The following is a 25,158-nucleotide window of genomic DNA, read 5'->3' on the forward strand; positions in this document are numbered from 1 at the left end:
ACCTGCGTGCGGGACCTGTCGCACCACCGCTCCGTCGGCGGCCGGTCACACCGAGTATGCGAGTGATGATAGTCCCAACGGTTTACCTTTCAAGATTGACCGTCGGGTAACCTCTACGACCGGTTTTCTCGAACTCCCTTGCGGCGTACGAGGGTTCAGTCGCCGATCCGGTCCAGCTGGCGCAGCCGGTTCGTCGCGTCCAGCGCCGCGACCTTGTAGGACTCGGCCAGCGTCGGGTAGTTGAAGACCGCGTCCACCAAGTAGTCGACGGTGCCCCCGCATCCCATCACCGACTGGCCGATGTGGATGAGCTCCGTCGCCCCGCTCCCGAAGCAGTGCACCCCGAGCAGCTTGCGGTCCACCGGCGACACCAGCAGCTTCAGCATCCCGTGCGCGTCCCCGATGATCTGACCCCGCGCCAGCTCCCGGTACCGGGCCACCCCGACCTCGAACGGCACGCACTCCTCGGTGAGTTGATCCTCCGTACGGCCGACGAAGCTGATCTCCGGGATCGTGTAGATGCCGATCGGCTGGAGCGCGTCCATCCCGCCCACCGGCTCCCCGAACGCGTGGTACGCCGCCGCCCGGCCCTGCTCCATCGCCGTCGCCGCGAGCGCCGGATAGCCGATCACGTCGCCGACCGCGTAGATGTGCGGGACCTGCGTACGGTAGTGCTCGTCCACCGCGATCCGGCCGCGCGCGTCCGCCGTCAACCCCGCGTTCTCCAGGGCGAGTTCGTCCGTCAGGCCCTGCCTGCCCGCCGAGTACATCACCGCGTCCGCCGGGATCTTCTTGCCGCTCTCCAGCACCGTCAGCGCGCTGTGCTGGTGCCGCTCCACCGCCGCGACCGTCTCCCCGAACCGGAACGTCACGGCCAGGTCCCGCAGCTGGTACTTGAGCGCCTCGACGATCTCCACGTCGCACATGTCCAGCATGACCGGGCGGCGTTCGACGACGGTCACCTTGCTGCCGAGCGCCGCGAACATGCTCGCGTACTCCATGCCGATCACGCCCGCGCCGACGATCACCATCGACCTCGGGACGCGTTCGATCGTCAGCACGTTGTCCGAGTCGAGGATCGTCCGGCCGTCGAACTCCACGGTTTCCGGGCGCGCGGGGCGGGTGCCGGTCGCGATGACGATGTGCTCCGCCGTCAACACCCGCTCGTGGCCGGTGACTTCGGTCAGGGCGACGGTGTGCGGGTCCAGGAAGCGGCCGGTTCCCGCGAACAACGGGACCTGGTTGCGGGAGAGCTGGCTGCGGATGACCTCTATTTCGCGGTTCACGACATGCTGCGTGCGGGCGGTGAGGTCGGCGACGGTGATGTTCTCTTTCAGGCGGTAGCTCTGGCCGTACAGGTCCCGTTGGGTGAGACCGGTCAGGTACAGCACCGCCTCGCGCAGGGTCTTCGACGGGATGGTGCCGGTGTGCAGCGAGACACCGCCGACCATGTCACCTCGGTCGACGACAGCGACTCTGCGGCCGAGTTTGGCCGCGGCGATGGCGGCTTTCTGGCCGCCGGGACCGGATCCGAGCACGAGCATGTCGAAATCGGGCACGGTCGGAGTGTGGCAGGGGGTGAGGGTTTCCGGAAGGGTGCGTCGGTCCTACGGCAGCAGCTTCTCGATCGCCGCGTCTCCCTCCGCCGCCAGTTTGCGTTCGGCCCAGGCGAGGTTCTCGGGGGTGAGGTCGCGGCCGGCGGCGAGGACGATGTCCTCGGGGGTCACCTCGGTCCCCGTGCGGGTGTGGAGCAGGGCGTCGGGGGTGGCACGGTCCTCGGAGGGGCTCGTCATGGGATGGACTCCTCTGGTGTGGTCGACCGGCTAGGTCGACAAATCCACTATCGCCACTCATCGCGCGGCTCGCATGTGCGCGTGCCCACGGAGATCGCCGGAAAACTCGTCGCCGGAAAACTCCTGGACGCCCCCGAGACGGCTGTCATATCGTCTGACCGCACGCCCGAGACGAACGGAAGGAGGCGAGCGCCATGCAGTCCACCACGACCCCGCGCTCCCTCCCCGCCGCCGTCGCGTGCCACGTCTGACCTGCCCGGGAGCGCACCGCATTTCCGCTACCCGGAGGAATCCGTGACCGACCTGGTCATCCGCGCGCTCGACGAGAGCGACGTCCACCTGTTCGACACCCTGCCCGACCCGCTGCGCGCCGCCGAGGCCCTGGGCCATGTCACCCACCGCCCCGACTGGAAGCGCGTCGCCCTGCGCGACGGCCGCGTCGTGGCCCGCGCCGTCTGGTGGGGCGGCCCCGACGACGCCGAACCCCTCACCTCGCAGTGGCTCGACTTCGCCGACGGCGAGGAAGAGACCGGCGTGGAGCTGCTGCGTACGGCCCCCTGGAAGGTCGGCCTGGAGCTGAACCTCCCCGGCGGCTGGCGCGACGACCCCGCGACGAAGGCCGCCGCCGAGGCCCGTATCGACGTGGCCCGGCGCGCCGGACAGCGCCTCCTCGTCGAGCGCTACATCTACCGCTGGACCCCCGACTGCGGCCTCCCCGACCGCCCCGGGCGCCTCTCCTTCGGCCCCGAACCCGACGACGCCGTCTTCTTCGACGCGCTGCGCCGTATCCACTCGGTCACCCTCGACGCGCACGCGCGCAAGGCCATCGAGGAGGGCGGCCTCGACCAGGCCGCGCAGGAGGAGATCGACTTCTTCCGCTGGTGCCCGTCGCCGCGCGAGTGGTGGCAGGTCGCGCGTACGCCCGAGGGGGAGCTGGCCGGCATCCACATCCCGGCCCACAACCCGGGCGGGCCCTGTATCGGGTTCATCGGCGTCGTGCCGGAGCAGCGCGGGCACGGGTACGCGTACGACCTGCTCGCCGAGTGCACGCACTACCTCGCCGAACGGGGTGCGCGGTTCATCGCCGCGGCGACCGACCAGGGGAACTTTCCGATGGCCGCGCACTTCACGAAGGCCGGGTATCCCGTGGTGCGGGAGCGGGTGAACTTCGCTTACGAGGGCGTTGTCAGTGGGGGGTGACAAGGTGGGGTAAGACGGACTGACAGGCGGGAGAGGGCATGGGGTTCGACGGTGAGATCTGGCGGGTGCGGTGCGGGGACGAGGAGGTCGGTACGGTCACGATCGACGACGCCGACTTCCCGTGGCTCTCGGGCCGCTTCACGCCCGGCCCGGCGTACGCGGCCGTCGAACCCCTGTTCACCCGTGAGCTGGCGCTGCTGAACGAGGGGTGGACCGAGGAGTGGGAGTCCGCGTACGACGCGATCACGAGCCGCGTCTCACTGTCCTCCCCGGACGGGCCCGTGCCGGAGTTCCTGCTGCACATCGAGGGGGGGCGGGCGTGGTTCCGGTGGAGCGACGAACCGTTCGAGGGGATGTGACAGGCGTCACATCCAGGGCTGTCACACTCGGGCTCTCCGCGCTGTCTAAGTGGTGTACCCAGCGGAACGGAACAGGGAGAACACGATGGAAGCCCGCCTCAACCTCTTCGGCAGCCAGGTCTTCGGCAAGGTCCTCCGGCACGTCAACTCGGCCGGCAAGGCCGTCTCGGACTCCACCCTCCCGGCGGCCACCCAGGAGCTGGTGAAGATCCGAGCCAGCCAGATCAACGGCTGCGGCTTCTGCACGGACATGCACACGAAAGACGCCACCGCCGCCGGCGAGGAGGCGACCCGCCTCAACCTGATCGCCGCCTGGCGCGAGGCCACGGTCTTCACCGACGCGGAACGCGCGGCGCTGGCCCTGACCGAGGAGGGCACCCGCATCGCCGACGCGGCCGGCGGCGTCTCGGACGAGACGTGGCAGAACGCGACGAAGTACTACGACGAGGAACAACTGGCGGCACTGGTGTCCTTGATCGCAATCATCAACGCGTACAACCGAGCCAACGTGATCATCCGCCAGCCGGCGGGCGACTACCAGCCGGGAATGTTCGGCTGAGGAGAGCCCGGACCGGGGAGACGGGCTGCCCCCTTCACACGGGGCAGCCCGAAGCGGACGGACCCCGAACCGGAACTCCAAAGGGCGGGGCCGGAACCTTGACGGGCGGGGCGCATCGTGACGGGGCAAGGGCCTGTATCTGACGTACGGCTGCCGCCGCACCGGACGCGCTCAGCCCCGCGGCGCCGCAGCCGCCTTCCATCTCGTTGCGGCACTCTGATGGGCGAGCCTCGACGGGCGGACCGAAATCCCCACGCGCGGAACGCGCAGCGCCCTTCAGGGGTGCCGGGCTGTATCTGACGTACGGCTGTCGCCGCGCGGACGCGAGCAGCCCCCGCGGTGCTGTAGTCGCCTTCCGGTCTGCTGTGGCACTTCGGCGGGCGAGGCTTGGCGGGCGGGTCGGAATTCTCATGCGTGAGGCGGAGTTTGATGGACGCGCAGCGCCCTTCTAGGGGCGTGGGCCTGTATCTGATGTGCGGCTGCCGCCGCGCGGGCGCGCTCAGCCCCTGTGGCGCCGCAGCCGCCATCCGGCCTGCCGTGGCGCCCTGACGGGCGAGCTTGGCGGGCGGGTCGGAACCCTCACGCGTGGGACCGCGTCCCGATGAGGCAGGTGGCGCCTCTTCAGGGGCGGGGGCTGTATCTGATGTGCGGTTACCGCCGCGTGGGCGCGCTCAGCCCCTGTGGCGGTGCAGTTGCCATCCGGCCTGCTGTGGCACTTTGACGGGCGGAGCGGAGACCTCACGCGCGGGGCGCGTAGCGCGCTTCAGGGGTGTGGGTCTGTATCTGACGTACGGCTGCTGCCGCACAGACGCGACCAGCCCTTGTGGTGCCGCAGTTGCCATCCGGCCTGCCGCGGTACTTCGGCGGGCGGGGCGGAGACCTTACGCGTGGGGCGAGGGTTGATGGGCGCGTAGCGCCCTTTTTAGGGGCGCGGGGCTGTATCAATATGCGGCTGCCGCCGCGCGGGCGCGATCAGCCGCAACGGAGCCGCACCCGCCACACAACCCCAAGCGGCATCCAGTAACCGCGCTTACTCCCCCGCCCCCAAAACCCCCTCCGCCGCCTCCAGAATCTCCGTCACCCGCAAAGCGAACCCCGCATCACAAGCGTGCGGCCGGCCAGAAGCAACCGCCTCCAGCAACGCGTCGGCCGCCCCGCTCAGCGCACTCACCGCATCACTCACCCCCTCCGGCAGAACAACCACCCCCGCCTCACCGCGAAGCTCCACCGCGTTCCCCGAAGCCGCAGCCGGAGCCGTAAGACTCAACGTCACCGTGCTGGACGCCCCACCCGCATGGTCGAAGACGAGGTGCACCGTGTCCCCAGGCCCGTGCACAGCCGCCCCCACCTTCGTCACATCCCCCAACACCGGCAGCAACACGGACAAGGCATGCGGCCCCACATCCCACAACGCCCCCTTCTCCCGCCGCCAGGCCGACTCCGCGAAGGGACTGCCGGGCGACGCGAACACGGACCCCAGCCACTCGGCCCGCCCGGTGAACCACCCATCAACGGCGCCCTGTTCACGGATCCAGGAGGAGATCACGGGATCGAACCGAGCCGTGAAGAACACGACGGACGACACCCCGTTCTCCCGAGCGGCCTCGACCAGCCGACGCCCGTCGAGGGAGGACAGGGCGAGTGGCTTGTCCAGCAGCAGATGCCGCCCGGCAAGAGCCGCCCGCGTGGCCAACGCGACCTGGACATCCGGCGGCAGAGCAACGGCAACCGCGTCCACATCGGAGATGAGCGCGTCGACATCGTCGTACGCCCGCACCCCGTACTCCCCGGCGATCTCCTTCGCGGCCTCCCCTCGCCGCCCCCACACCCCGACGAATTCGAGGGAGGGATGCCCCGAGAGGGCGGGAGCGTAGGCGATCCGGGCCCACGGCCCCGTACCGAGCAGTCCGATGCGCATGACGCCACTTTCCCCACGCCCGGGGCGTACACGCAAGCCTTCACGAAGCCGATCTCACCGGCCGGACACCCCCACGGACCCCCCAATCCCTGATGTACTTCTGCCGACCGGCAGAAAGCGCTCGCCGCCGGTCGGCGCCGTCGTCGTGTTCACCTCCTCGACTCGGGCCTCAGACTCGACCTCGTCAACGGCCGCTTCGGCTCGCCGGCCTGGGTCGTCCTCAACGTCGTCGGCGTGCTGGTCCTGACGGGCGCCGCGCTCGTCTCGTACTTACGCACCTGGGGCGTGACCGCCGGTGACGTTCCGTCAGGTCGACCACGAGTACGACACCGGCCGGGCCGCCGTCCGCGGCTTCACCCTCGACGTCGCGCCCGCCTCTCCGGCGGCCAACGCCAACGCCTCGCGATAGCAAGGGCGTTGATCCGCGACCCGAAGGTCCTGGTCCTCGACGAAGCGACCTCGGCCCTGGACACCCGCTCCGAGGCCCTGGTCCAACAGGCCCTGGCCCGCCTCCTCCAGGGCCGCACCACCTTCGTCGCCGCCCACCGCCTCTCCACGGTCCGAGGCGCTGACAGAATCGTGGTCATGGACGACGGCCGCATCCGAGAAGTGGGCACCCACGACGAACTCCTGCGCAGAGGTGGGGCGTACACGGCGCTGCACGCCGGACAGGTGGCGTGAGATGGGAGTGTTCGTCAGCGTCCGGGGCTGGCTGGAGTGCGACGACCGGCAACTCGCGGCCGTCCACGACATCGTCCGCGCCGCCGACGAGGGCTTCTACAGCGGCGGCTGGAGCTTCCCGGCCCCCATCAACTGGACCCGCTACGCCTTCTTCGGCGCCGACCTGCGCGCCGCCGAAATCCCGTGGCTGCTCGACCAGTTGAGACAGATCGCCGAGCTCCCCGCCTCCGACGCGGACGGCGACCGGGTCACCGGCTTCTTCCTCGCGACCCACGAGGTGGAGGGCGCGAGCCAGTGGCAGATCCGGGACGGGGACCTGCACAGTACGCCGGCGCCCGAGACCTTGCGCTACCTCGACCTCTAAGGTCGATGGCAGACGCAACAGTGTCCTGAAGAGGGGGAATGCGCATGGCCGTCGACGTGTGGCACGAGTACGTCGCACGTGAACTGGGGCCCGTGCTCGCGGTGTTGGTCGCGCGGGCCGGGAAGCCGAGGGAGGAACCCGTGCCGGGGGCGTTGGAGTGGACCCTGCCGTGGGGGATGGACGACGGGAACGGGCTCGTCCGGGTCACCGTGTTCACCGAGATCGTGCCGGAGAGCTTCGAGCGGCGGGTCCGGGTCGTCGTGGCTGCCGCCGCGAAGGGGTTCCTGGAGGACGGCGGGAAGCTGGCGCTGCCCCGGTACGCCGACTGGGGCGCCGAGTACGCGCGTTCGCGCAGCGAGATCGACGCGGACAGCACACGCCAAGTCCCGCCGCCGGACGGCCCGTTGACCCGGGGCATGGCCGAGCACCTGTGCCGCGCGCTCGGCGGACTCCCGGACACGCTCAGTGAGGAACCCGGCGGAGAGGTGGGCTTCTCGGTGGCACCGCCCGAGCCCGCCTGACGGCACCTGGTCCGGCCCGGCGATCTGCCGGGCCGGACTCGGCCGGGACGAGGGCATTACAGGACGCAGCACAGAGCCGAACCGTTCCCTCCGGTTGCTGAATCGTTTCCCCTTCAACGTCCGCCCAGGGAACCCCTAAGGCACCACCGAATCACTCCCGTCGCACGACTCCCGTTCCCCCGCCCCCGGCGCCGCCAGCCACTCCGCGATCGTCCGGGCGATCGGCTGCCCCGTCTCCACCTCGACGAACCCGAACTGCCCCGACTGGTTGCACTCCAGGAACCACCAGGTCCCGTCCGAGTCCTCCGCGAAGTCGAAGGCACCGTAAGCGAGTTCGGCCGCCCGGAGATACGCGAGCACCCCTTCGGCGACCCGGGCCGGCACCTCGGCCGGCACCCAGGGCATCGCCGGGGACGCGAACCGGACGTCGATCTCGTCGGGATCCGCGTCGCCCGCCACCTCCTTGCGCGCGGCCAGCATCCGCTCACCGACGACGGTGAGCCGCACGTCCGCCCGCTTGGGAACCCGGCGTTGCAGCAGCGTCGGCCCGAACGCCACCGCCGAGAAGTCCGCGTCCGGCGCGACCCTGCTCGTCGGCACCGCACGCGGCGGCTCCTGCGGATGCGCCCCGGACACCGGCTTGACCACGAGATCCGGGAACCGCTCCGCGAACTCCCGCGCGGCCTGCGGAAACGTCGTGATCAGCGTGGCCGGCACCGCCAGCCCGCTCTGCTGCGCGACCCGCAGCTGCCACGGCTTGTGCCGGGCCCGGCGAGCGGCGTCCGGATGGTTCATCCAGCGCGCGCCCGTCGAGCGCAGCATCCCGTACAGCGCCTGCGAGGACTCCTCCGTCAGCCACTCGGACGGCTCCGCGCTCCGCGCCGCGGGCACGCCGGGCCGCCGTACCCACACCGACCGCAGCCCGTCCATGCTCAACAGGCGTCCGGCTGACCAGAGATGGCCGCGGAAGCCGCCGTGCACGTACTCGCCGGAGAGCGCGACCCCGCCCGTCAGGTCGGCGGGGTCGAGCCGGACCACCGGCACCCCGGTCGCGTTGAGGTGCACGACGACCATGTCCGCCGTCACGTCCTCCTCGCAGGTGAGGATGAGGACAGTCATCTCAGTCGTCGAAGTGCGTCTTGGAACCCGCCGTCGATGTCGTCGTACCGAGTTCCCTGAGCAGAGCGAGGTCCGCCGCGGCGATCCTCCCGTCCGAGGTGACGTTCAACTGCATTCCTGGGTCATAGGCGTACGGAGTCGTGGTCTCCGGCTCCGCCGCAGGGCGTGCGTAGTTGAGCGCGAACGGTTGCATCGTCTCTCCTCTTCCGTGCTGCGCCGACCGAGCCGTCGTCTGCCGCGTCGTCGCGTCGCCCGGTGATTCCCTTGGGCTTCCATTGACTTATACGAATCGAACGGGTGATTGGTTTCCTTACGCTGCGTGATCATCGCGCGCTCGGCGCCCAGCTCTGGAGACCACGCGGGGGGACGAAAAGGTTGATCCGGTTCAGACGAGGTCTTTGGACGAGGTACGGAGGGAACGGAGCGCGAGGAGCAGCACCCCGATGTCGTCCAGGTACACCGGGTCGGGCAACAGGTCGGTCGGCAGCACGAAGTAGAGGACCGCGCCCCAGAAGATCCAGCGGGGCCCGGTCGGCAGCCCGGCCCGCCGCAGCTCCCGCCGCGTCCGCACGAGCCGTACGGCCACGGCGACGGCGGCGGCGAGCACGAGGGCCGCGAGGAGAGCTGCGACGACGATCACCGTCGTGGTCGTGTCCACGTGTCCCCTCCCGGGGGTCCGAGGGTGCCGCACGGCGCGGCTCCTACTTTTCGGAGTACCCGCACAAGACGTTCGTATCGCCTCGCAGGTTCCCGGACGGGCGGGTTTGGAGAGGCTTGGCTCACTCCACCGGCTCACCCGAGTGGCGCGAAGCCGTACGGGTGTCCCTAATGAGCAGGGTAGCCGCGTGCCGTACTCGGGGGCGCAGAAGCGGCCGCACCCATTTCATGGAGACAGCATGACCACCCGTTCTCCGTCCATCCGTCCGAACCCGACCGCCATACCCGGGGGAGAAGCGCACCCCGCCGACTCCGTACCCCCCGACACCCCTCCGCCCGGCACCGCCGTGGACGGCCTGGTCCGCGCCGCAGTCGCCGACCGGCCCCTGGAGGAACTGGCCGAACTCATCACCCTCCTGGAGCAGTCGCCCGCCTCGGCCCGGGCCGCCTCCGACGCACTGCGCACCGCCGGGGTCGACCGCTCCGTCGAGGACGTCACCCGCCTCGTCACCCTCCTCACCCGCCCGCCCCGCCCCGCCGAGGGCGCCGACGAAATCATCCGCGCGGCGGCCGAACGCCGGCCCGTCGAGGACGTCACCCACCTGATGGCGCTCCTGCACCGGACCCCCCTCGAACCCCACTGCGAGGAGGAGGCCCTGCGCACCGCCGCGACCCGCCGCCCCGTGGAGGAACTCGCCGAGCTGATCGACAGGTTGAGCGAGGCGGAGCGGGCGGCGCGCACGGCCCCGGACCGCACGGTCGTCGGCACGGCACCGCCACCGGACTACGACCCCACGGCCGCCCCGACGACCGACTCCGGTGTCCGCCCGGGCTCAGGTTCGGGCGTCCGCCCGGGCTCCGACTCCGGCACCGGTACCGACTCCGGCACCGGCTCCCGCTTCCGCCCAGGCTCCGGCCCCGACGCCGGTTCCCGCTTCGGCGGACGGCGGTCCTCGCCGGCCGGGGAAACCGGCCCCGCACACCGGGCGTACCGATCCGACGCCCCCGCCCCGGAGGAGCCCGGACCCAGGCGCCCCCGCCGCTGGAAGCGCGGAAGCACCGACCCCGCGCCCGAAGGGGGCGCGCACGCCGGTGCACGTGCCAAGTCGCCGCGCGGGATGGCCGTACACGGCGAGCTGCCGCGCGCGGTGCCGATCGGGAGTTCCCGTACGGGGACGGCGTACGACGACGAGGAGACGGCCCGCCTAGCCACGGCGGCACACCGACGGGCCCCCGACCGCTCGACCCGCAGGGCAGCCCGCCTCACGGCACTCCTGCTCCTCGGAACGGGCGCGGCGACCCTCCCCCTCCACCGCGACGGCGAGTCCCCCCAGATCTACGGCCTGGTCCTGGGCGCGGCCCTGGCCTGCACGATCCTGGGAGTACTCCTGACGATCCGCCCAGCGGTCCCGACCCTGGCCCTGACCCTCCTGGTCCCCGCAGCACTGGCAGCCGGCCAGTTGCTACACGGACGAATGGGCCCAGCCTCCCTCACCAGGGCGATGGACCTGACAGCGGCCCCAGGCTGGCTGGCAGGAGGCGTGGCAGCGTGCGCGGCACTGGCGTCATTGACGACGTTGTTGCTGGCGGCGCAGCCGACGCAGGGTAGGTAACCGGTAGTTGGCGAGATGCGGCCCGCACTGATGTTCCGGTGCGGGCCACATCTTTTAGGGGCGCGGGGCTGTGTCGATTTGCGGCTACCGCCGCGTGGGCGCGACAAGCCACAACGAACCCGCACCCGCCGAACAACCTCAATCACCCGGTTTCTTAGGCAGCTTGAACCGCTCAAACGTCCGAGTGATCTGCTGAAACGGCGATACGGCAGGACGCGCCGGAGTCGGCTCCGACACACTGTCCACCACCCCCGCCGACTCCCGAAAAACCTCCAACGCCTCGTGCGCCCGCTCGGCAGCCTCCCGATACAGATCACGGGACTTGGTCATCGCATCCAACGCATCCGCATACATCGCGACAAGCTGCCGCTCCCGCTCCAACTCCTCCCGCAACGTGAGGAGATGCCAGTCCTCCCGAAGGGCCGTGAGCAACGCATCCGCATCGTCGGGAAGTTGCTGGGGCACCGTCGTGAACCGGGTGATGGCCTCGACGAGTTCGGACGGCTCGGACCCGTCGAGAAAGACCGTACGGACGGCGAAGTCGGAGGGATCGACGTCACCGTGGGGAAGGATCACCGCACCGCCCCGGGGAAGTTCGGCCCGAGACTCCTTCAACACCCAGTTGACCGCACGGAGTTGCTGTGGCGAGGCCCGGTGCTCGACGACCCGGTCGCGCACCCCCTCCGTGAGGAACCGGCTCAACGGCAGCCGCCCTCGCGCGTCCGGCGTCATGGCCTCGTGGACGACGACATGGATGGACCAGTCGTCACGCATCGCGCTCTTCAGGACGCGCCGCAGATCCTTGTCGTCGGAGGGCAGCGCGTTGGCCTCCCGGAACCGCAGCCCGGCGACCTGGGAGTGATCCCACTGCCCGTCGATCTCCCAGGGCTCCTCGGACCAGAACCGGGTCGCGGGGGAGGGCCAGCGCCGGTTCCAGGGCTCCTCGGCCTCGGCGACGAGCGCCCACGGACGGGCCGCGCCCCGCTCGGCGTCCTCGGCGATCTCCAGCCGGGCCCGGACGGTCACCTCCTCGGCCACCGTCCACCGGGCCTCGAACACGAGCAGCCCCGGGGGCCGCACATCCTCGCCCAGCTCCAGGAAATCGACGATCTCCTCGGTCTCCTTGAGCCGCTGAAGATACCCGCGCACCACCTCCCCCGGCGCGGAACCGGTGTGCAGCCCCCGGGTCAGCCACACGGTGGACGGGGTGGACGGATGGGCGGCGCTGGAGCTCGACATGGGTCCATCTGATAAGCGGAGAACGGGTACGGACGTCCCAGTATCGTCGCTCACCCCCACATCTGATCAAGAGGGGGCCACACACCCCGTACGGGCGACACACCCGGGGCACACACTCCGCACCCCACACGACCCCCGCACACCCGTACCCCCACCCCCTCCGCCCTGACGACAATCATCGGGGCGGACAGGGCCGGTCCGTCATCCGCGTCGGGGCGGGCCCTGTCCGCACGGGAACCCACGCGCGCCCGCCTCAGTCCCTCCTCCCCTCACCCCCCGTCCGTCCCCGCCGTCGGCGAGGTACGGCCTCCGCCAGCTCCCCGCCCTCGCGCGCGGGCGCGCTGAACCCGCCCGGCACGGCACGGGAGGACTGGGCCGGAGGAGCCTCCACAGAAGTGACCGGCGCGGGAACCGGCGGCGCATCACCCCCCTGCCGGGCGCGCGGAGCGGCCCGCGCGACGACCCGCGTGTGGGACATCAGCGGCGCGCAGGCGGAGCAGACCTCCATGAGGGTCCAGACCTGCCCGACGGCGGGGTCGTGGCGCAGGACCAGGACGACGGCCCCCGCGCAGGAGGCGCGCGTGCCTTCGTGGGCCGCGCACTTCAGCTGGCGACAGCCGCACGCGGCATCGGGCCGGACGGTCGCCGCGCGCGCGTGCGCGGCGGCGTGCGCTTCCGCGAAGCGGCGCAGGGCCGCGACATCGCGGGAACGTGCCGGCATCGGGCAGTTGGAGGAGCAGGTGACGGAGGCGGTCCGGTCGCGGCGCCCCGTCACGCGGATCGTCCACGACCGTCCCGGGCGACGAGTTGATGGTGCGTCAGGGTACGCGAGTGCCAAGGCCATGTGTCCTTTTGTTGTCGAGAGTGCTGCGCGAAGGTGCGCACAGGGAGAACTACCCGGGTCGAGGGCGGTTCACAGCATGCCGAAGCCTTCTCCTTGCGACGGGGACGCGCGGCCCGGCGGCGCGCCCGTGTCCTCGTGTCGATGTCCGCGCGATCGGTGTTCCGGCGTGCGAAATATATCGGCAGCCGATATATTCGGTTCCATGGGAACGAAGTCCATGACACAGGCCGCCTTCTTCGTGCTGACGGCCCTCGCCGACCAGCCCCGGCACGGGTACGGCATCCTGCGCGAGGTCGAGGACCTCTCCGGCGGCGAGGTCCGGCTCAGGGTCGGCACGCTCTACGGCGTCCTCGACAGACTCACCGCCGACGCGCTGATCGTCCTGGACCGCGAGGAGGTCCAGCAGGGCAGGCTGCGCCGGTACTACCGCCTCACCGACGAGGGCGTCGCCGCGCTGGACGCCGAGGCGGAGCGCATGGCGGCGGGCGCGAGCGCGGCCAAGCGCCGTATGGCCGAAGGCGGACGCACCCCGGCCGCACCCGTCGTACCGCCCGTGACGGGCCCGGGACTCGCCGGAGGAGTCGCATGACCACGCTGCTGGAATCCCGCTACCGGACCGTCCTGCGCCTGCTGCCCGCCTACTACCGGCGCGAGCGCGAGGAGGAGATGGTCGAGACGTACCTGTGGGACGTCGACCAGGACACCCAGGACCAGACCCGCCCCACGCTCGGCGAGGTCGCGAGCATCGCCGCGCTCGCCGTCCGCACCCGCCTCGGTACGGCCGCCGCGCCGCGCCGGTACGCCCTGTTCGGCGCGTCCGTACGGCGGTTCGCCCTGTTCGCGCTCCTCCTCCAGGCCGCCTCGGCGCTCGTGGACCGGGTGCTCGAACTGACGTGGGGGAGTACGCACGGTTCGGCGCAGTGGGACCTGTTCCTGACCCGTTTCAACGGCCGGGGTCCGGGGAACAGCGTGCCGGTCGCCGCCCTGGAGTGGGCGCTTCCGCTGCTGTGGACGGTCGCCTACTTCGCGCTCCTGCGTGACCGCAGGCGCCTCGCCGGGATCGCCGCGGCCGTGGCGGCGCTGCCCGAACTCTGGGTGTTCGTCGCCCCGTTCGTCACCGACGCCTACCCGCCGGACCTGCCCTACGCCACCGCGGGCGGCCTGCTCGCCTGGCTGACCGTCCTCGCGGTGTACGCGGCCTACCACCACGACGCCCCGCCCGCCGCCCTCCCCGCCGGCACCCCCGGCCTCGCCTACCTCGCCGCCTGCGTGACCATGGGCGCCTCCCAGACCGTCCTCCCCCTGGCCACCGACTCCGTCTGGGCCCCCTCCACGGCGGTCCTCCTCGCGGGCCTCGCCTGGCCGGCCTGGCGCCCCCGCACCCCGGACACCGCCTTCGCACTCGCGGCCCTCGGCGCCCTCCTGCTCGCCCTGCGCGTGACGACCCTCTACCACTGGTACGACGTCCTCCCGGCCGTCGCCCGCTTCGGCTCGGTCGGCCAGGCGGCGGGCCTGCTCCTGCTGACCGCCGCCCTCACCGTCGTAGCGGCCCGCTCAGTGCGGGAACGCGCGGGGTGCCCGTAGCCGGGGCAGTCCGTCCCTGAACTCCTCGATCCGTGAGCTGATCTGCCGCATCAGCACGGTCTCCGTCAGCCGGTCCAGGTAGAGATGGCGCCGGGCGAGCGCGGCGGCGTCCACGCAGAAGTACATCGCCATCAGCGGATTCACGAACAGCTCACCCCCCTTGGTCCGCTCCGTGAACCGCACGTCCCCGAACTCCCCGCGTACGGCGGCGGCGACCGACCCCTGCACGATGCTCGGGTGGCTCGCCGTCGCCTCCTGCGCGTGCGCGACGGCGTCCAGGTACGCGGCCCCCTCCTGGCTCTCCCGGGGGATCGAGAAGGCGCCCAGATAGCCGCCCTCCCGGTCCAGCGCGGCCAGATTCTCCAGCACCAGCGCGTGGTTGACGCCGTGATAGGCGTCCACCCCGAACCCGAGACACACCACCAGCCGCTCCGCGACGTCGAGTCGGGCCACCGCCGCGAGGCTCGCCATGTCCTCCTCCGGCGTCCCCAGACCGTGCTCGTCCCCGCGCATCAGGATGTCGGTCCCGCCGTCGACCAGGACGATCGCGTCGACGCCGCCGAGATGGTCGAGGAGCGCCCGGTAGGCGTCCAGCAGCGGCGCGACCCCGGTGCGCGCGAAGGCGTACACCGTGGACGGCAGCCCCCGCCCGTCGAGCCACCGCGCGAGGGCGCGTTCCGGGAAGTAGTCGCCGCGTACGGGGGTGTCGGGCCGTACGGCGGCGACGTCCGGCTCGATCCACACCTCGGACGGCAGCCCGTACAGGTCCGCGAACGACAGGTTGGCGAGGTGCACCTCCTTGCCGGCCGCCCGCAGCGCGAACGCCAGCGGCAGCCCGGCGTACACGTCGAATCCGCCGCCCGCACCGGCGATCAGGACACGGCGCGCGTCGCGCAGGCGGGCGAAGAGGGGAGGTTCGGGGAGGGAGAACATCGGGGGACCATAACAACGGCGCGGGGTGGACCGTACAGGAAATTCTGTACGGTCCACCCCGCGCCGGATCGGTCGGGGTCAGGCGCCGCTCTCGCGGAGCATGTCCTCGCGCTCGACGAGCTTGACGCGCTCGCGGCCCTGGGGCTCGCCGAGGGCCTTCTCGGCGGCGTCGAGCCGGTGCCAGCCCTCCCAGGTGGTGAAGCGGACCTCGCGCTCGGTCAGGAAGGCGTCGACGGACTCGGGCTGCGGGGACGTCGGCTCCTGGAGGCGGCCGTTCGCGTGGTCGGCCAGGAGGTTGGAGACCGTCTCGTTCGCGTCGCCCTTGGTGTGGCCGATGAGGCCGACCGGGCCGCGCCGGATCCAGCCGGTGACGTACACCGACGTCAGGTGGCTGCCGCTCTCCTCGATGACCCGGCCGCCCTCGTCCGGGACGGTGCCCGAGTCGAGGTCCCAGGGGAGCTTCGGCAGCTTCTCGGAGAGGTAGCCGACGGCGCGGTAGACGGCGCCCAGGTCCCAGTCCGTGAACTTGCCGGTGCCCTTGACGTTGCCCGTGCCGTCCAGCTCCGTGCGCTCGGTGCGCAGCCCGGTGACCTTGCCGTCTTCGCCGAGGATCTCGGTGGGGGACTCGAAGAAGTGCAGGAACAGCTTGTGCGGGCGGTCCCCGACGTCGCGGATCGCCCAGTTCTCCAGCGTCTTGGCGACCATGTCGGCCTGCTTGTTGCCGCGCCGGGTCGCGATCGAGCCGTCGTCGTAGTCGATGTCCTCGGGGTCGACGATGACCTCGATGTTCGGGGAGTGGTCCAGCTCCCGCAGCTCCATCGGGGAGAACTTGGCCTGCGCGGGGCCGCGGCGCCCGAAGACGTGGACCTCCAGCGCCTTGTTGGCCTTCAGGCCGTCGTACACGTTGGCCGGGATCTCCGTCGGCAGCAGCTCGTCCGCCGTCTTCGCGAGGATGCGGGCCACGTCGAGGGCGACGTTGCCGACGCCGAGGACGGCGACCTTCTCGGCCTCAAGCGGCCAGGTGCGCGGGACGTCCGGGTGGCCGTCGTACCAGGAGACGAAGTCGGCCGCGCCGTAGGAGCCGTCCAGCTCGATGCCCGGGATCGCGAGTTCGCGGTCGGCCATCGCGCCGGTCGAGAAGATCACGGCGTCGTAGAAGGCGCGCAGGTCGTCGAGGCTGATGTCGGTGGGGTAGTCGACGTTGCCGAAGAGGCGGATCTGCGGCTTGTCCAGGACCTGGTGCAGGGCGGTGATGATGCCCTTGATGCGGGGGTGGTCCGGGGCCACGCCGTACCGGATCAGTCCGAACGGGGCCGGCATCCGCTCGAAGAGGTCGATGGAGACACCGGGGTCGGCGGCCACATCGGACTTGAGCAGCGCGTCGGCGGCGTAGATCCCGGCGGGGCCGGCTCCGACGATGGCTACCCGCAGGGGGCGGGGCATGATCAGGTTCCCTTCGAGCGGCAGTTGATCGACTCGACGGGAAGCCTAAACTAAGGCAAGCCTAACCCGGTACGCGGGTCCGGTCTATGAGCTCATAAACCGGTCTTATGAGTTCTCCCGACGTCGGGTGCTACCAGCACTTTATCGGTCTGCTGGTAGTGGCTGTTCCGCCCAGATGACCTTCCCCACGGACGAGTACCGCGTTCCCCACCGCTCCGCGAGCTGCGCCACCAGGAACAGGCCCCGTCCGCCCTCGTCCGTCATCGCCGCGTACCGCAGGTGCGGTGACGTGCTGCTCGCGTCGGAGACCTCGCAGATCAGCGACCGGTCGCGCAGCAGCCGGACCCGCACCGGGGCGCCGCCGTAGCGGATCGCGTTGGTGACCAGCTCGCTCAGGATCAGCTCGGTCGTGAACGACAGGTCCTCCAGGTCCCACTCCACCAGGCGCCGGGCGACCGCCGCACGCACGCGCGCGACCTCCGCCGGGTCCACCGGCACCTCCCACTCCGCGACCCGGTCCGGGCCCAGCGCGCGCGTACGGGCGACGATCAGCGCGATGTCGTCGTTCTGGCGGGCCGGCAGCAGCGCGTCCAGGACCGCCACACAGGTCGGCTCCGGCGCGCTCGGCGCGCCCGCGAGGGCCTCGCTGAGCAGGTCGAGGCCGCTGTCGATGTCCCGGTCCCGGGACTCCACCAGACCGTCCGTGTACAGCACCAGACGGCTGCCCTCGGGCAGTTCCAGCTCCACCGTCTCGAACGACGGCAGCCCGCCCAGGCCCAGCGGCAGCCCCGGCGGCACGTCCGCGAACTCCACCCGTCCGTCCGGGTGCACGATCGCCGGCGGCGGATGCCCGGCCCGCGCCATCGTGCAGCGCCGCGACACCGGGTCGTAGATCGCGTACAGGCAGGTCGCGCCGGTCACCGGGGCCGCCGACTCGTCCTCCTGGTCGATCCGGTTCACCAACTCGTCCAGCAGGCCGAGCAGTTCCTCCGGCGCGAGATCCAGCGCCGAGAAGTTGTGCACGGCCGTCCGCAGCCGGCCCATCGTCGCCGCCGCGAGCAGCCCGTGCCCGACGACGTCCCCGACCACCAGCGCGACCCGCGCCCCCGACAGGGGCAGGACATCGAACCAGTCGCCGCCCACCCCGGCCTGTGCGGGCAGGTAGCGGTACGCGATGTCCAGGGCGCTCTGCGCGGGCAGCGTGCGCGGCAGCAGGCTGCGCTGAAGCGTTTCCGCCATCTTGTGCTCGCGGGTGTAGCGGCGTGCGTTGTCGATGGTGACCGCCGCCCGCGCCACCAGCTCCTCCGCCAGCGCTACCTCGTCCGTGTCGAACGGCTCGGGCCGCTCCGAACGCCAGAAACTCACCACGCCCAGCATCAGCGCGCCCGCGCGTACGGGGACCGTGATCAGCGAGTGGATGCCGAACTCGACGACCTGCTCGGTACGTTCCAGATCCTGCGCCCGCCACGCCGGCGACGCCTCCAGCCGCGCTTCGAGGACCGCCCGGCCCTCCGTGAGGCTGCGGCCCTGCGGCGTCGAGTCCACGAACTTCAGGGGCTCGCCCACCGCGTACAGCGGAGCGCCCTTGCGCACGCCCGTCGACGCCGTGCGCCGCAGCGCCGAACCCGGCTCCGGCTCCTCGCCCTTGAGTACCGAGTCGAACAGGTCGACGGTCACGAAGTCCGCGAACCGGGGCATCGCCAGCTCGGCCAGCTCCTCCGCCGTGCGCGTCACGTCCAGGTCCGTGCCGATGCCGACGCCGGCCGCGTACAGGATGTCCAGCCGCTCGCGGGCCTCGTCCGCGCGGCCGGAGAGGGCGCGCAGCTCCGTGGAGTCGCGCAGGGTCGCGACGCTGCCCGAGGGGCCGCCGGCGAGCTGGGTGGGGCGCTGGCTGATCGCCAGCAGCTTGTCGCCGACCAGGCGCACCTCGTCCGTCACGACCGTGCCGGACGCCAGCAGCTCGGCCGTCACCGTGTCCAGGCCCAGGCTCATGACGTACCGGCCCTCCGCGTTCTCCGGGAGGTCCAGGAGGCGGTGCGCCTCGTCGTTCGCGAGCATCAGGCGGCCGTCGCCGTCCACGATCAGGACGCCCTCGCGCACGGCGTGCAGCACCGCGTCGTGGTGCTCGTACATGCGGGTCATCTCGCGCGGGCCCAGACCGTGCGTCTGCCGCAGCAGACGGCGGCTGACCAGGGCCGTACCGCTCGTCGCGAGCAGCAGCGCGGCGCCCGCGGTGACCAGGACGAGGGGGAGCTGGCGGTCGACGGTCCCGCCGACGGACTCCGTCGTGATCCCGGCCGACACCAGGCCGACGACTCGGCCGTCCGGCGCCTTCACGGGGACGACGGCCTGCACCAGGCGGCCGATCGTGCCGTCGATGTCCTCGACGACCGTGCCGCCCTGCTGCGCGGGCGCGAGCGTCCCGACGAACCTCTTGCCTATGCGGTCCGGCTTCGGGTGCGTGTACCGGATGCCGTCCGGGCTCATGACGACGATGAAGTCCATGTCGGCGGCCTTGCGGGCGGCCTCCGCGCGCGGCTGGAGCACCGCCGTCGGGTCCGGGGACGCCAGCGCCTCCACCATCCCCGGGGAGTTCGCGAACGACTCCGCGACCGCCAGCGAGCGGTTGCGGGCCTCCTCCGTGCCGTCGTGCCGGACCTGGAGCACCAGCGCGACCACCGCCGCGACGACCAGCAGCAGGACGACGGCCACCTGGAGCACGAACACCTGGGTGGCCAGACTCCGCCGGCCCAGTGCCCGGCGGGGCGCGACGGGGATCCGCCGCTCCCGTGCGCGGCGGGCTGAGACGGACGGACGCGGTGCGTGTGGTCCACGGGGACGACGGGCCATGGGCCCATGTCTACACTGCCGGGCCCCGGGAGGCGAGAGGCGTAACGGAGGGTGATGCGGCGCACGCGGGGGCGGGGGTGGAGGTGGGGGCTTGAAAGGGGGGCGCGTTGGGGTGGGCGGGGTTTGAGTGAGCGGCGTGCGGGGTTCAGGGAACCGGCGGATTCCGTGCGGAAGTTCACGGGCCGGCGGCGGCCGGGTGAGGGGGAGGTGACGTACGTCATGGCTTGGCCAACTCCCCCCGACACGTTGGGGTGGATTTCACCCGGTGTCCCTGACGCCCCCGATGCTCGGGGAGAAGAGGGGCGGCGATCCGTCCGTCACTCGCTCATCAAGGGGCTTTCGTGACTCCTCCACCCCGTGAACGGGGCGGCTTCTCCACCGACTCCAGGGAGTCGGCAGACGGCCAAGCCCTGACCGCTGCCGAAGCAGGAGTGGAGCGTACTACGCCGCTTCGGGGCTCCGGTACTCAGGACGCGTTTCCCTTCCGGCCTGAAAGCCGGGACTCCCATGTAAGGAGAGAGACGGCCGAGTTGACCCGACGCAGACTCCTGGACACCGGGCGCTCCGTCTTCTACCAGCCGGACGCCGAGAACCCGAAGGGGTACCTGCTGCCCTTCCACCTCGACACGCACTCCTCCAGCGCCCAGGCCATCCCGTCCACCAGCCACGCCTGGTCGGTGCAGCACGAGGCGTGGAACAACGGCAGGATGGACCGCTGGCTGCCGGCCCACCGCAAGGCCGACGGGGTCAACGGGCCGTACGTCATGGGCTACTACACCCGTCGCGACATCCCCTTCCAGTTCGCGCTGGCGGAGACGTTCACCGTCTGCGACAACTACTTCTGCTCGGTCTTCGGACCCACCTGGCCCAACCGCCTGATGTGGATGACCGGTTCGATCGACCCCGACGGCACGCACGGCGGTCCGGTCACCAGCAACCGCGCGCCCGCGCCCTACCGCTGGACGACGTACGCGGAGCGCCTCCAGGCGGCCGGGGTGAGCTGGAAGGTGTACCAGGAGGACGACAACTACGGCTGCAACATGCTGGAGCAGTTCGCGACGTTCAGGAACGCGAAGCCCGGCTCCGAGCTGTACGAGCGCGGGGTGCGGCGGCAGCCGGAGGGCACGTTCGAGGACGATGCCCGGGGCGACCGGCTCCCCGCCGTGTCCTGGATCATGCCGACGAGCTACCAGTCGGAGCACCCCGACTACCTGCCCGCCGCCGGTGCCGACTTCGTCGCCTCCAAGATCGAGGCGATCGCCGCGAACCCCAAGGTGTGGCGCAAGACGGCCTTCGTCCTCAACTACGACGAGAACGACGGCCTGTTCGACCACGTCACCCCGCCGACGCCTCCCGCAGGCACGCCGGGCGAGTTCATCAAGGGCCTCCCGATCGGGGGCGGCTTCCGGGTCCCGGCGATCATCATCTCGCCCTGGACGGTGGGCGGCTGGGTGGCGACGGAAGCCTTCGACCACACCTCGGCGCTGCGGTTCCTGGAGCGGTTCACGGGCGTCGAGGAACCGAACGTGACCGCCTGGCGCCGCGAGACCTTCGGCGACTTCACGTCCGCGTTCCGCTTCTCCGACTCCAGCCCTCGTCCCCCTCGCCTCCCCGACGACACTGCCGAGCAGCTGGAGAAGGCGAAGGAGGAGGTGGCAACGTTGCCGAAGCCGACGCTGCCGGGGGCGGACCAGACGTTTCCGCGGCAGGAGCGGGGGCGTCGGCCGCAGGTGTAGCGGGCGGGCTGTGCGTCGCCGTCCGGGGTTCTCCGAGAGATCTCAGGCGGTGACGCGCAGGGTGCGCTTGGCGAGGTCGAGGGCCGGGAGCATCGCCTTGTGCTCCTCGTCGTCGATGCCTCCCAGGTGGATCACCACGGGGCCTTCGGGGGTGGTGACGGCGAGGGCGTGTTCCGTCTTGGTCTCGTCCAGGAGCTCGACGTGGACGCGGTACGAGACCTCCACGCCGGACGCGCCGCCCGCCGTGAACGTCTCGTACTTCTCCTCGCTCACGCCCTTCTCGGCGGCCAGGAAGCCCTTGAGGACCGTGCGCGCGTCCGCGTTGCCCGGCTCGCCCTGGTAGACGCGGATGAAGCCGATGTGGCCCGCGGGCTTCGCGTCGATCTCGCAGACGCCGGTGACGGGGCCCTGGCGCAGGAGGCCGTCGAGGAGGTCGTCGGAGGCGCCCTTGGGGGCCGTTATGGACTCGGCCTTCCACTTCGCGGCGGTCTCGAAGGTCACCGGCAGCTCGCAGGCGGACCCCTTCGCGCCCAGCGTCCCGCCGGAGGCGGCCGAAGGGGCCGACGCCGAGGGCGTCGGTGACCCCTTTTGGGTGTCGCTCGTCGTGTTCTGGGTGTCGCTCCCCGTGTCGCCCCCGGACGTCCCGCACCCGGCCAGCACGCCTGCCATCAGCACCGCCGACAGCCCCCGTCGCATGTTCCCCACCCTGCGTTCCCCTCTCGTGCGTATCTGACAACGGACTGTAATCGAGGCCACTGACAACGCCCCTGGCAGGGTGTGGCGATAGTCACTTCGTTCCCGTGCCGACTAAACCAAGAGCCGCGAACAGCCGTCGTTGTGAGTGCGTGGGTCGTGGTGTCGGTTGCGTGCGCCTCGCGCATCCGGTACCGAAATCAACCTGAATGTCGATTCCGGGCGTCTCAGGAGTTAGATTCGATCTTCCGAATGTGTGTGCGGGTGACCAGTGGGGACGACGGTGGGGCCAGAAGTGGACGAGAAGGCGGGGATCCGGCGGAGATCGCCGCTCTACAGGGGCGTCGCGTTCCTGGGGCGCACCCTGTGGGGCGAACTCCAGGGCATCATCGTCGACCCCGTGCGCGAACTGTGGCGCAGGGGCCCCTCCGCCCTCTCCCTCGCCATCGTCGCCTGCGCGGGCGTGATCTTCTTCCACGCGATCGCCCAGAACGACCTGGGCGAGAAGATCGTCCGTGAGGTCGGCGGCGTCCAGGGCGACCTCCCGCTGTGGAAGGCCCTGCTGCGCACGCCGGTCTCGCTGTACGTCCCGGCCCTCGACCTGCCCGTCTGGGCGGGCATCACGCAGCTGTTCCTGGCCTTCGCCCTCGCCGAGGTCGCCCTCGGCCGCGCGCGGACCCTGTTCATCGCCTACGCGTCCACCCTCTCGGGCACGCTCACCGTCCGCGTGATGCTCGCCCTGGGCCCCGACCACTGGGGCGGGCTGTCCCCGGAGTTCGGCAAGGTCCTCGACACGGGCCCCTCGGCGGCCGTCGTGGGCCTCTTCACGTACATGTCCGTCGTCCGCCGGGCCCCGATCGTGTTCACCCTCACGGGTGGTTCGATGGTCGTCGAGTCGATCGCCAAGCCCAACCTCGCGGGCCGCGAACACCTCATCGCCGTCGCGGCGGCGGTCGTCATGGGGCTCCTGCACGGCCAGGGCGAGCGCGTACGGACACTGCTCCCGACGTGGGTGCCCCGGCCGAAGGCGGTGCGTACGCAGACGGCGTCGGCCGAGGTCGCGCCGCTGGAGGGGGCCGCGCCGAAGAAGGCCGAGGTGCCCGCCGTACGCGTGCGCGGGGAGACGGCCCAGGAGTGCGGGCGAATACGGTGACAGGGCTGTCCTTCCGGGACGACGGTTCCCGGTCGTAGGGAAGGACGAGACGACCCGGGCCCGCAGCTCCTTCGCCGGGCGGTATATGTCGCTCGGGGGCCGCCGCTGAGGGGTGGCCGCGAGCAGGGGAGCGCGCATGGAGTACTACGACCTCGGGAGCTACGGCCGGATCGTCACCACCTCGTCCGCCGAGGCGCAGAAGTGGTTCGACCGGGGCCTGGTGTGGACGTACGCGTTCCACCACGAGGAGGCCGTCGCCTGCTTCGAGGAGGCCGTGCGCGCCGACCCGGAGTGCGCGATGGCCCACTGGGGCATCGCCTACGCGCTCGGCCCGAACTACAACAAACCCTGGGAGTTCTTCGACGACCAGGACCTCGCGCGGACCGTGCGGCGCACCCATGAGGCCGTCGAGCGGGCCGTCGAGCGCGCCGCCCGGTCCCGGCCCGTCGAGCGCGCCCTGATCGGCGCCCTCAGGGCCCGCTACCCGCGCGCGCAGGCCGCCGAGGACTGCTCGGTGTGGAACCACGCCTACGCGGACGCCATGGAGGCCGTGTACGCCCTCGCGCCGGACGACCTCGACGTCGCGGCCCTGTACGCCGAGGCCCTCATGAACCTCACCCCCTGGCAGCTGTGGGACCTGAGGACGGGCGAACCCGCTCACGGCGCGCGCACGCGGGAGGCCCGGGACGTCCTGGAGCGCGCCCTGGCGGCCGACCCCGAGGGCGCCCACCCGGGCCTGCCGCACCTGTACGTCCATCTGATGGAGATGTCGCCCACTCCGGAGGCCGCCCTCACGGTCGCCGACCGGCTGCGCGGCCTCGTCCCCGACGCCGGGCACCTCCTGCACATGCCCTCGCACCTGGAGGTCCTCTGCGGCGACTACCGCAGGGCGGTCGCCGACAACACCGCCGCGATCACCGCCGACGCGAAGGCGCACGCGCGCGGGGGAGCGATGAACTTCTACACGCTGTACCGCGCGCACAACCACCACTTCCGGATCTACGGCGCGATGTTCCTCGGCGCCTCGAAGACCGCCCTGGAGGCCGCCCGGAGCCTGGAGGAGTGCATCCCCGAGGAACTCCTCAGGGTCGAGAGCCCGCCCATGGCCGACTGGCTGGAGGGGTTCCTCGCGATGCGCGTCCACGTCCTGATCCGCTTCGGGCGCTGGTCCGACGTCCTCGCCCTGCCCCGGCCCGCCGACCCGGATCTGTACCGCGTCACCACCGCGATGCACCACTACGCGCGCGGGGTCGCGTTCTCCGCCACCGGGCGCGTCCCCGAGGCGGAGGCCGAACGCGCCCTGTTCCACGCCGCCGTGGCCCGCGTCCCCGACTCCCGGACCCTGTTCAACAACACCTGCCAGGACATCCTGACGATCGCCGCCGCGATGCTCGACGGCGAACTGGAGTACCGCAAGGGCGCCTTCGACCGCGCCTTCGCCGCCCTGGAACGCTCGGTCGAGCTGAGCGACAACCTGCCCTACGACGAGCCCTGGGGCTGGATGCAGCCCACCCGGCACGCGTACGGCGCGCTCCTGCTCGAACAGGGCCGCGTCACCGAGGCCGAGGCGGTCTACCGCGCGGACCTCGGCCTCGACCCGACGCTCCCGCGCGCGCTCCAGCACCCCGGCAACGTCTGGGCCCTGCACGGCCTGCACGAGTGCCTCGTACGGCTCGGGAAGCACGGCGAGGCCGCGCTGATCGGCCAACAGCTCACCCTGGCCCGCGCGGTGGCCGACGTACCCGTCGAGTCGTCCTGCTTCTGCCGGGGGCGGAGCACGGGCCGCGGCTGCTGTGACGAAGCCCTCTGAGCGCCCGCTTTCCCGTACCGGAAGTAACATGATCCACTCTGACTTTAAGTGAACCTTACGAACACTGCGGTGTCCGGCTCACCCCCCAC

The 25,158-nt window shown here is 71.3% G+C and carries 22 protein-coding genes and 2 pseudogenes; 12 read left to right on the forward strand and 12 right to left on the reverse strand.

Going from position 1 to position 25,158, the window contains the following annotated elements; all coding sequences use genetic code 11:
- Positions 1-155 precede the first annotated feature (155 nt).
- Complete coding sequence (gene sthA, locus J8M50_RS21695; RefSeq protein ID WP_010360260.1) at positions 156-1,559, reverse strand: Si-specific NAD(P)(+) transhydrogenase; 1,404 nt, start codon at positions 1,557-1,559, stop codon at positions 156-158.
- A 48-nt stretch (positions 1,560-1,607) separates the two neighbouring features.
- Positions 1,608-1,793 (reverse strand): hypothetical protein, encoded by a 186-nt coding sequence (locus J8M50_RS21700; protein ID WP_010360259.1) that lies wholly within the window; start codon positions 1,791-1,793, stop codon positions 1,608-1,610.
- A 294-nt stretch (positions 1,794-2,087) separates the two neighbouring features.
- On the opposite strand from J8M50_RS21700, the gene J8M50_RS21705 reads away from it, so the two are divergent.
- The 3 genes from J8M50_RS21705 to J8M50_RS21715 all read left to right on the forward strand — a co-directional run bounded on the left by J8M50_RS21705 (position 2,088) and on the right by J8M50_RS21715 (position 3,911).
- On the forward strand, positions 2,088-2,993 hold the full coding sequence (locus J8M50_RS21705) for a GNAT family N-acetyltransferase (RefSeq protein WP_010360258.1): 906 nt from the start codon (positions 2,088-2,090) through the stop codon (positions 2,991-2,993).
- 38 nt (positions 2,994-3,031) lie between these two features.
- The gene (locus tag J8M50_RS21710) at positions 3,032-3,352 is read left to right on the forward strand and encodes a hypothetical protein (RefSeq protein WP_010360257.1); all 321 of its coding nucleotides are present in this window, start codon (positions 3,032-3,034) and stop codon (positions 3,350-3,352) included.
- Between the two features lie 85 nt (positions 3,353-3,437).
- A complete protein-coding gene (locus J8M50_RS21715) occupies positions 3,438-3,911 on the forward strand; it encodes a carboxymuconolactone decarboxylase family protein (RefSeq protein ID WP_010360256.1) in 474 nt (157 codons plus the stop codon).
- A gap of 1,030 nt (positions 3,912-4,941) precedes the next feature.
- On the opposite strand, the gene J8M50_RS21720 is transcribed toward J8M50_RS21715, so the two are convergent.
- Positions 4,942-5,829, reverse strand: coding sequence for a Gfo/Idh/MocA family protein (locus J8M50_RS21720; protein WP_010357862.1), 888 nt, complete (start codon positions 5,827-5,829; stop codon positions 4,942-4,944).
- A 129-nt stretch (positions 5,830-5,958) separates the two neighbouring features.
- Between J8M50_RS21720 and J8M50_RS49720 the strand changes: the two are divergent.
- From J8M50_RS49720 to J8M50_RS21735, 3 genes and pseudogenes are all read left to right on the forward strand, one after another.
- Positions 5,959-6,510 (forward strand): annotated as a pseudogene (locus J8M50_RS49720) (ATP-binding cassette domain-containing protein); the annotation flags it as partial.
- 1 nt (position 6,511) lies between these two features.
- A complete protein-coding gene (locus J8M50_RS21730; protein WP_010357860.1) occupies positions 6,512-6,874 on the forward strand; it encodes a hypothetical protein in 363 nt (120 codons plus the stop codon).
- Positions 6,875-6,918: 44 nt separating this feature from the next.
- The gene (locus tag J8M50_RS21735) at positions 6,919-7,395 is read left to right on the forward strand and encodes a hypothetical protein (RefSeq protein ID WP_029184386.1); all 477 of its coding nucleotides are present in this window, start codon (positions 6,919-6,921) and stop codon (positions 7,393-7,395) included.
- Positions 7,396-7,530: 135 nt separating this feature from the next.
- Here the strand turns inward: J8M50_RS21735 and tgmB are convergent, their stop codons facing one another.
- The 3 genes from tgmB to J8M50_RS21750 all read right to left on the reverse strand — a co-directional run bounded on the left by tgmB (position 7,531) and on the right by J8M50_RS21750 (position 9,172).
- The gene (gene tgmB / locus J8M50_RS21740) at positions 7,531-8,514 is read right to left on the reverse strand and encodes an ATP-grasp ribosomal peptide maturase (protein ID WP_010357858.1); all 984 of its coding nucleotides are present in this window, start codon (positions 8,512-8,514) and stop codon (positions 7,531-7,533) included.
- Between the two features lies 1 nt (position 8,515).
- A complete protein-coding gene (gene tgmA, locus J8M50_RS21745) occupies positions 8,516-8,707 on the reverse strand; it encodes a putative ATP-grasp-modified RiPP (protein ID WP_010357857.1) in 192 nt (63 codons plus the stop codon).
- 192 nt (positions 8,708-8,899) lie between these two features.
- Complete coding sequence (locus J8M50_RS21750; protein ID WP_010357856.1) at positions 8,900-9,172, reverse strand: YkvA family protein; 273 nt, start codon at positions 9,170-9,172, stop codon at positions 8,900-8,902.
- A gap of 238 nt (positions 9,173-9,410) precedes the next feature.
- On the opposite strand from J8M50_RS21750, the gene J8M50_RS49185 reads away from it, so the two are divergent.
- A complete protein-coding gene (locus tag J8M50_RS49185; RefSeq protein ID WP_010357855.1) occupies positions 9,411-10,784 on the forward strand; it encodes a hypothetical protein in 1,374 nt (457 codons plus the stop codon).
- Positions 10,785-10,922: 138 nt separating this feature from the next.
- Here the strand turns inward: J8M50_RS49185 and J8M50_RS21760 are convergent, their stop codons facing one another.
- Both J8M50_RS21760 and J8M50_RS21765 read right to left on the reverse strand, forming a co-directional pair.
- A complete protein-coding gene (locus J8M50_RS21760; protein ID WP_010357854.1) occupies positions 10,923-12,023 on the reverse strand; it encodes a hypothetical protein in 1,101 nt (366 codons plus the stop codon).
- 253 nt (positions 12,024-12,276) lie between these two features.
- The gene (locus tag J8M50_RS21765) at positions 12,277-12,798 is read right to left on the reverse strand and encodes a hypothetical protein (RefSeq protein WP_010357853.1); all 522 of its coding nucleotides are present in this window, start codon (positions 12,796-12,798) and stop codon (positions 12,277-12,279) included.
- 286 nt (positions 12,799-13,084) lie between these two features.
- Between J8M50_RS21765 and J8M50_RS21770 the strand changes: the two genes are divergently transcribed.
- Positions 13,085-13,456 (forward strand): PadR family transcriptional regulator, encoded by a 372-nt coding sequence (locus tag J8M50_RS21770; protein ID WP_010357852.1) that lies wholly within the window; start codon positions 13,085-13,087, stop codon positions 13,454-13,456.
- A complete protein-coding gene (locus tag J8M50_RS21775) occupies positions 13,453-14,451 on the forward strand; it encodes a hypothetical protein (protein WP_010357851.1) in 999 nt (332 codons plus the stop codon). The genes J8M50_RS21770 and J8M50_RS21775 overlap by 4 nt, the downstream gene beginning before the upstream one ends.
- Here J8M50_RS21775 and J8M50_RS21780 read toward each other — a convergent pair.
- From J8M50_RS21780 to J8M50_RS21790, 3 genes are all read right to left on the reverse strand, one after another.
- On the reverse strand, positions 14,422-15,384 hold the full coding sequence (locus J8M50_RS21780; RefSeq protein WP_010357850.1) for a DUF1152 domain-containing protein: 963 nt from the start codon (positions 15,382-15,384) through the stop codon (positions 14,422-14,424). The genes J8M50_RS21775 and J8M50_RS21780 overlap by 30 nt on opposite strands.
- A gap of 78 nt (positions 15,385-15,462) precedes the next feature.
- Positions 15,463-16,827: an FAD-dependent oxidoreductase gene (locus J8M50_RS21785; RefSeq protein ID WP_010357849.1), complete on the reverse strand. Its 1,365-nt coding sequence runs from the start codon at positions 16,825-16,827 to the stop codon at positions 15,463-15,465.
- Positions 16,828-16,968: 141 nt separating this feature from the next.
- Complete coding sequence (locus J8M50_RS21790; RefSeq protein ID WP_075662612.1) at positions 16,969-19,677, reverse strand: SpoIIE family protein phosphatase/ATP-binding protein; 2,709 nt, start codon at positions 19,675-19,677, stop codon at positions 16,969-16,971.
- A gap of 542 nt (positions 19,678-20,219) precedes the next feature.
- On the opposite strand from J8M50_RS21790, the pseudogene J8M50_RS21795 reads away from it, so the two are divergent.
- Positions 20,220-21,413: pseudogene (locus J8M50_RS21795) on the forward strand (phospholipase C); the annotation flags it as partial.
- A 42-nt stretch (positions 21,414-21,455) separates the two neighbouring features.
- Here J8M50_RS21795 and J8M50_RS21800 read toward each other — a convergent pair.
- Entirely contained in the window at positions 21,456-22,109 is a 654-nt protein-coding gene (locus J8M50_RS21800) for a lipoprotein (RefSeq protein WP_040837814.1), read from the reverse strand.
- 292 nt (positions 22,110-22,401) lie between these two features.
- Between J8M50_RS21800 and J8M50_RS21805 the strand changes: the two genes are divergently transcribed.
- Positions 22,402-23,259: a hypothetical protein gene (locus tag J8M50_RS21805; protein WP_010357844.1), complete on the forward strand. Its 858-nt coding sequence runs from the start codon at positions 22,402-22,404 to the stop codon at positions 23,257-23,259.
- A gap of 136 nt (positions 23,260-23,395) precedes the next feature.
- Positions 23,396-25,069 (forward strand): tetratricopeptide repeat protein, encoded by a 1,674-nt coding sequence (locus tag J8M50_RS21810; protein ID WP_010357843.1) that lies wholly within the window; start codon positions 23,396-23,398, stop codon positions 25,067-25,069.
- The last annotated feature ends 89 nt before the right edge of the window (positions 25,070-25,158 follow it).

It is taken from the genome of Streptomyces acidiscabies (assembly GCF_020010905.1).
Classification (GTDB): domain Bacteria; phylum Actinomycetota; class Actinomycetes; order Streptomycetales; family Streptomycetaceae; genus Streptomyces; species Streptomyces acidiscabies.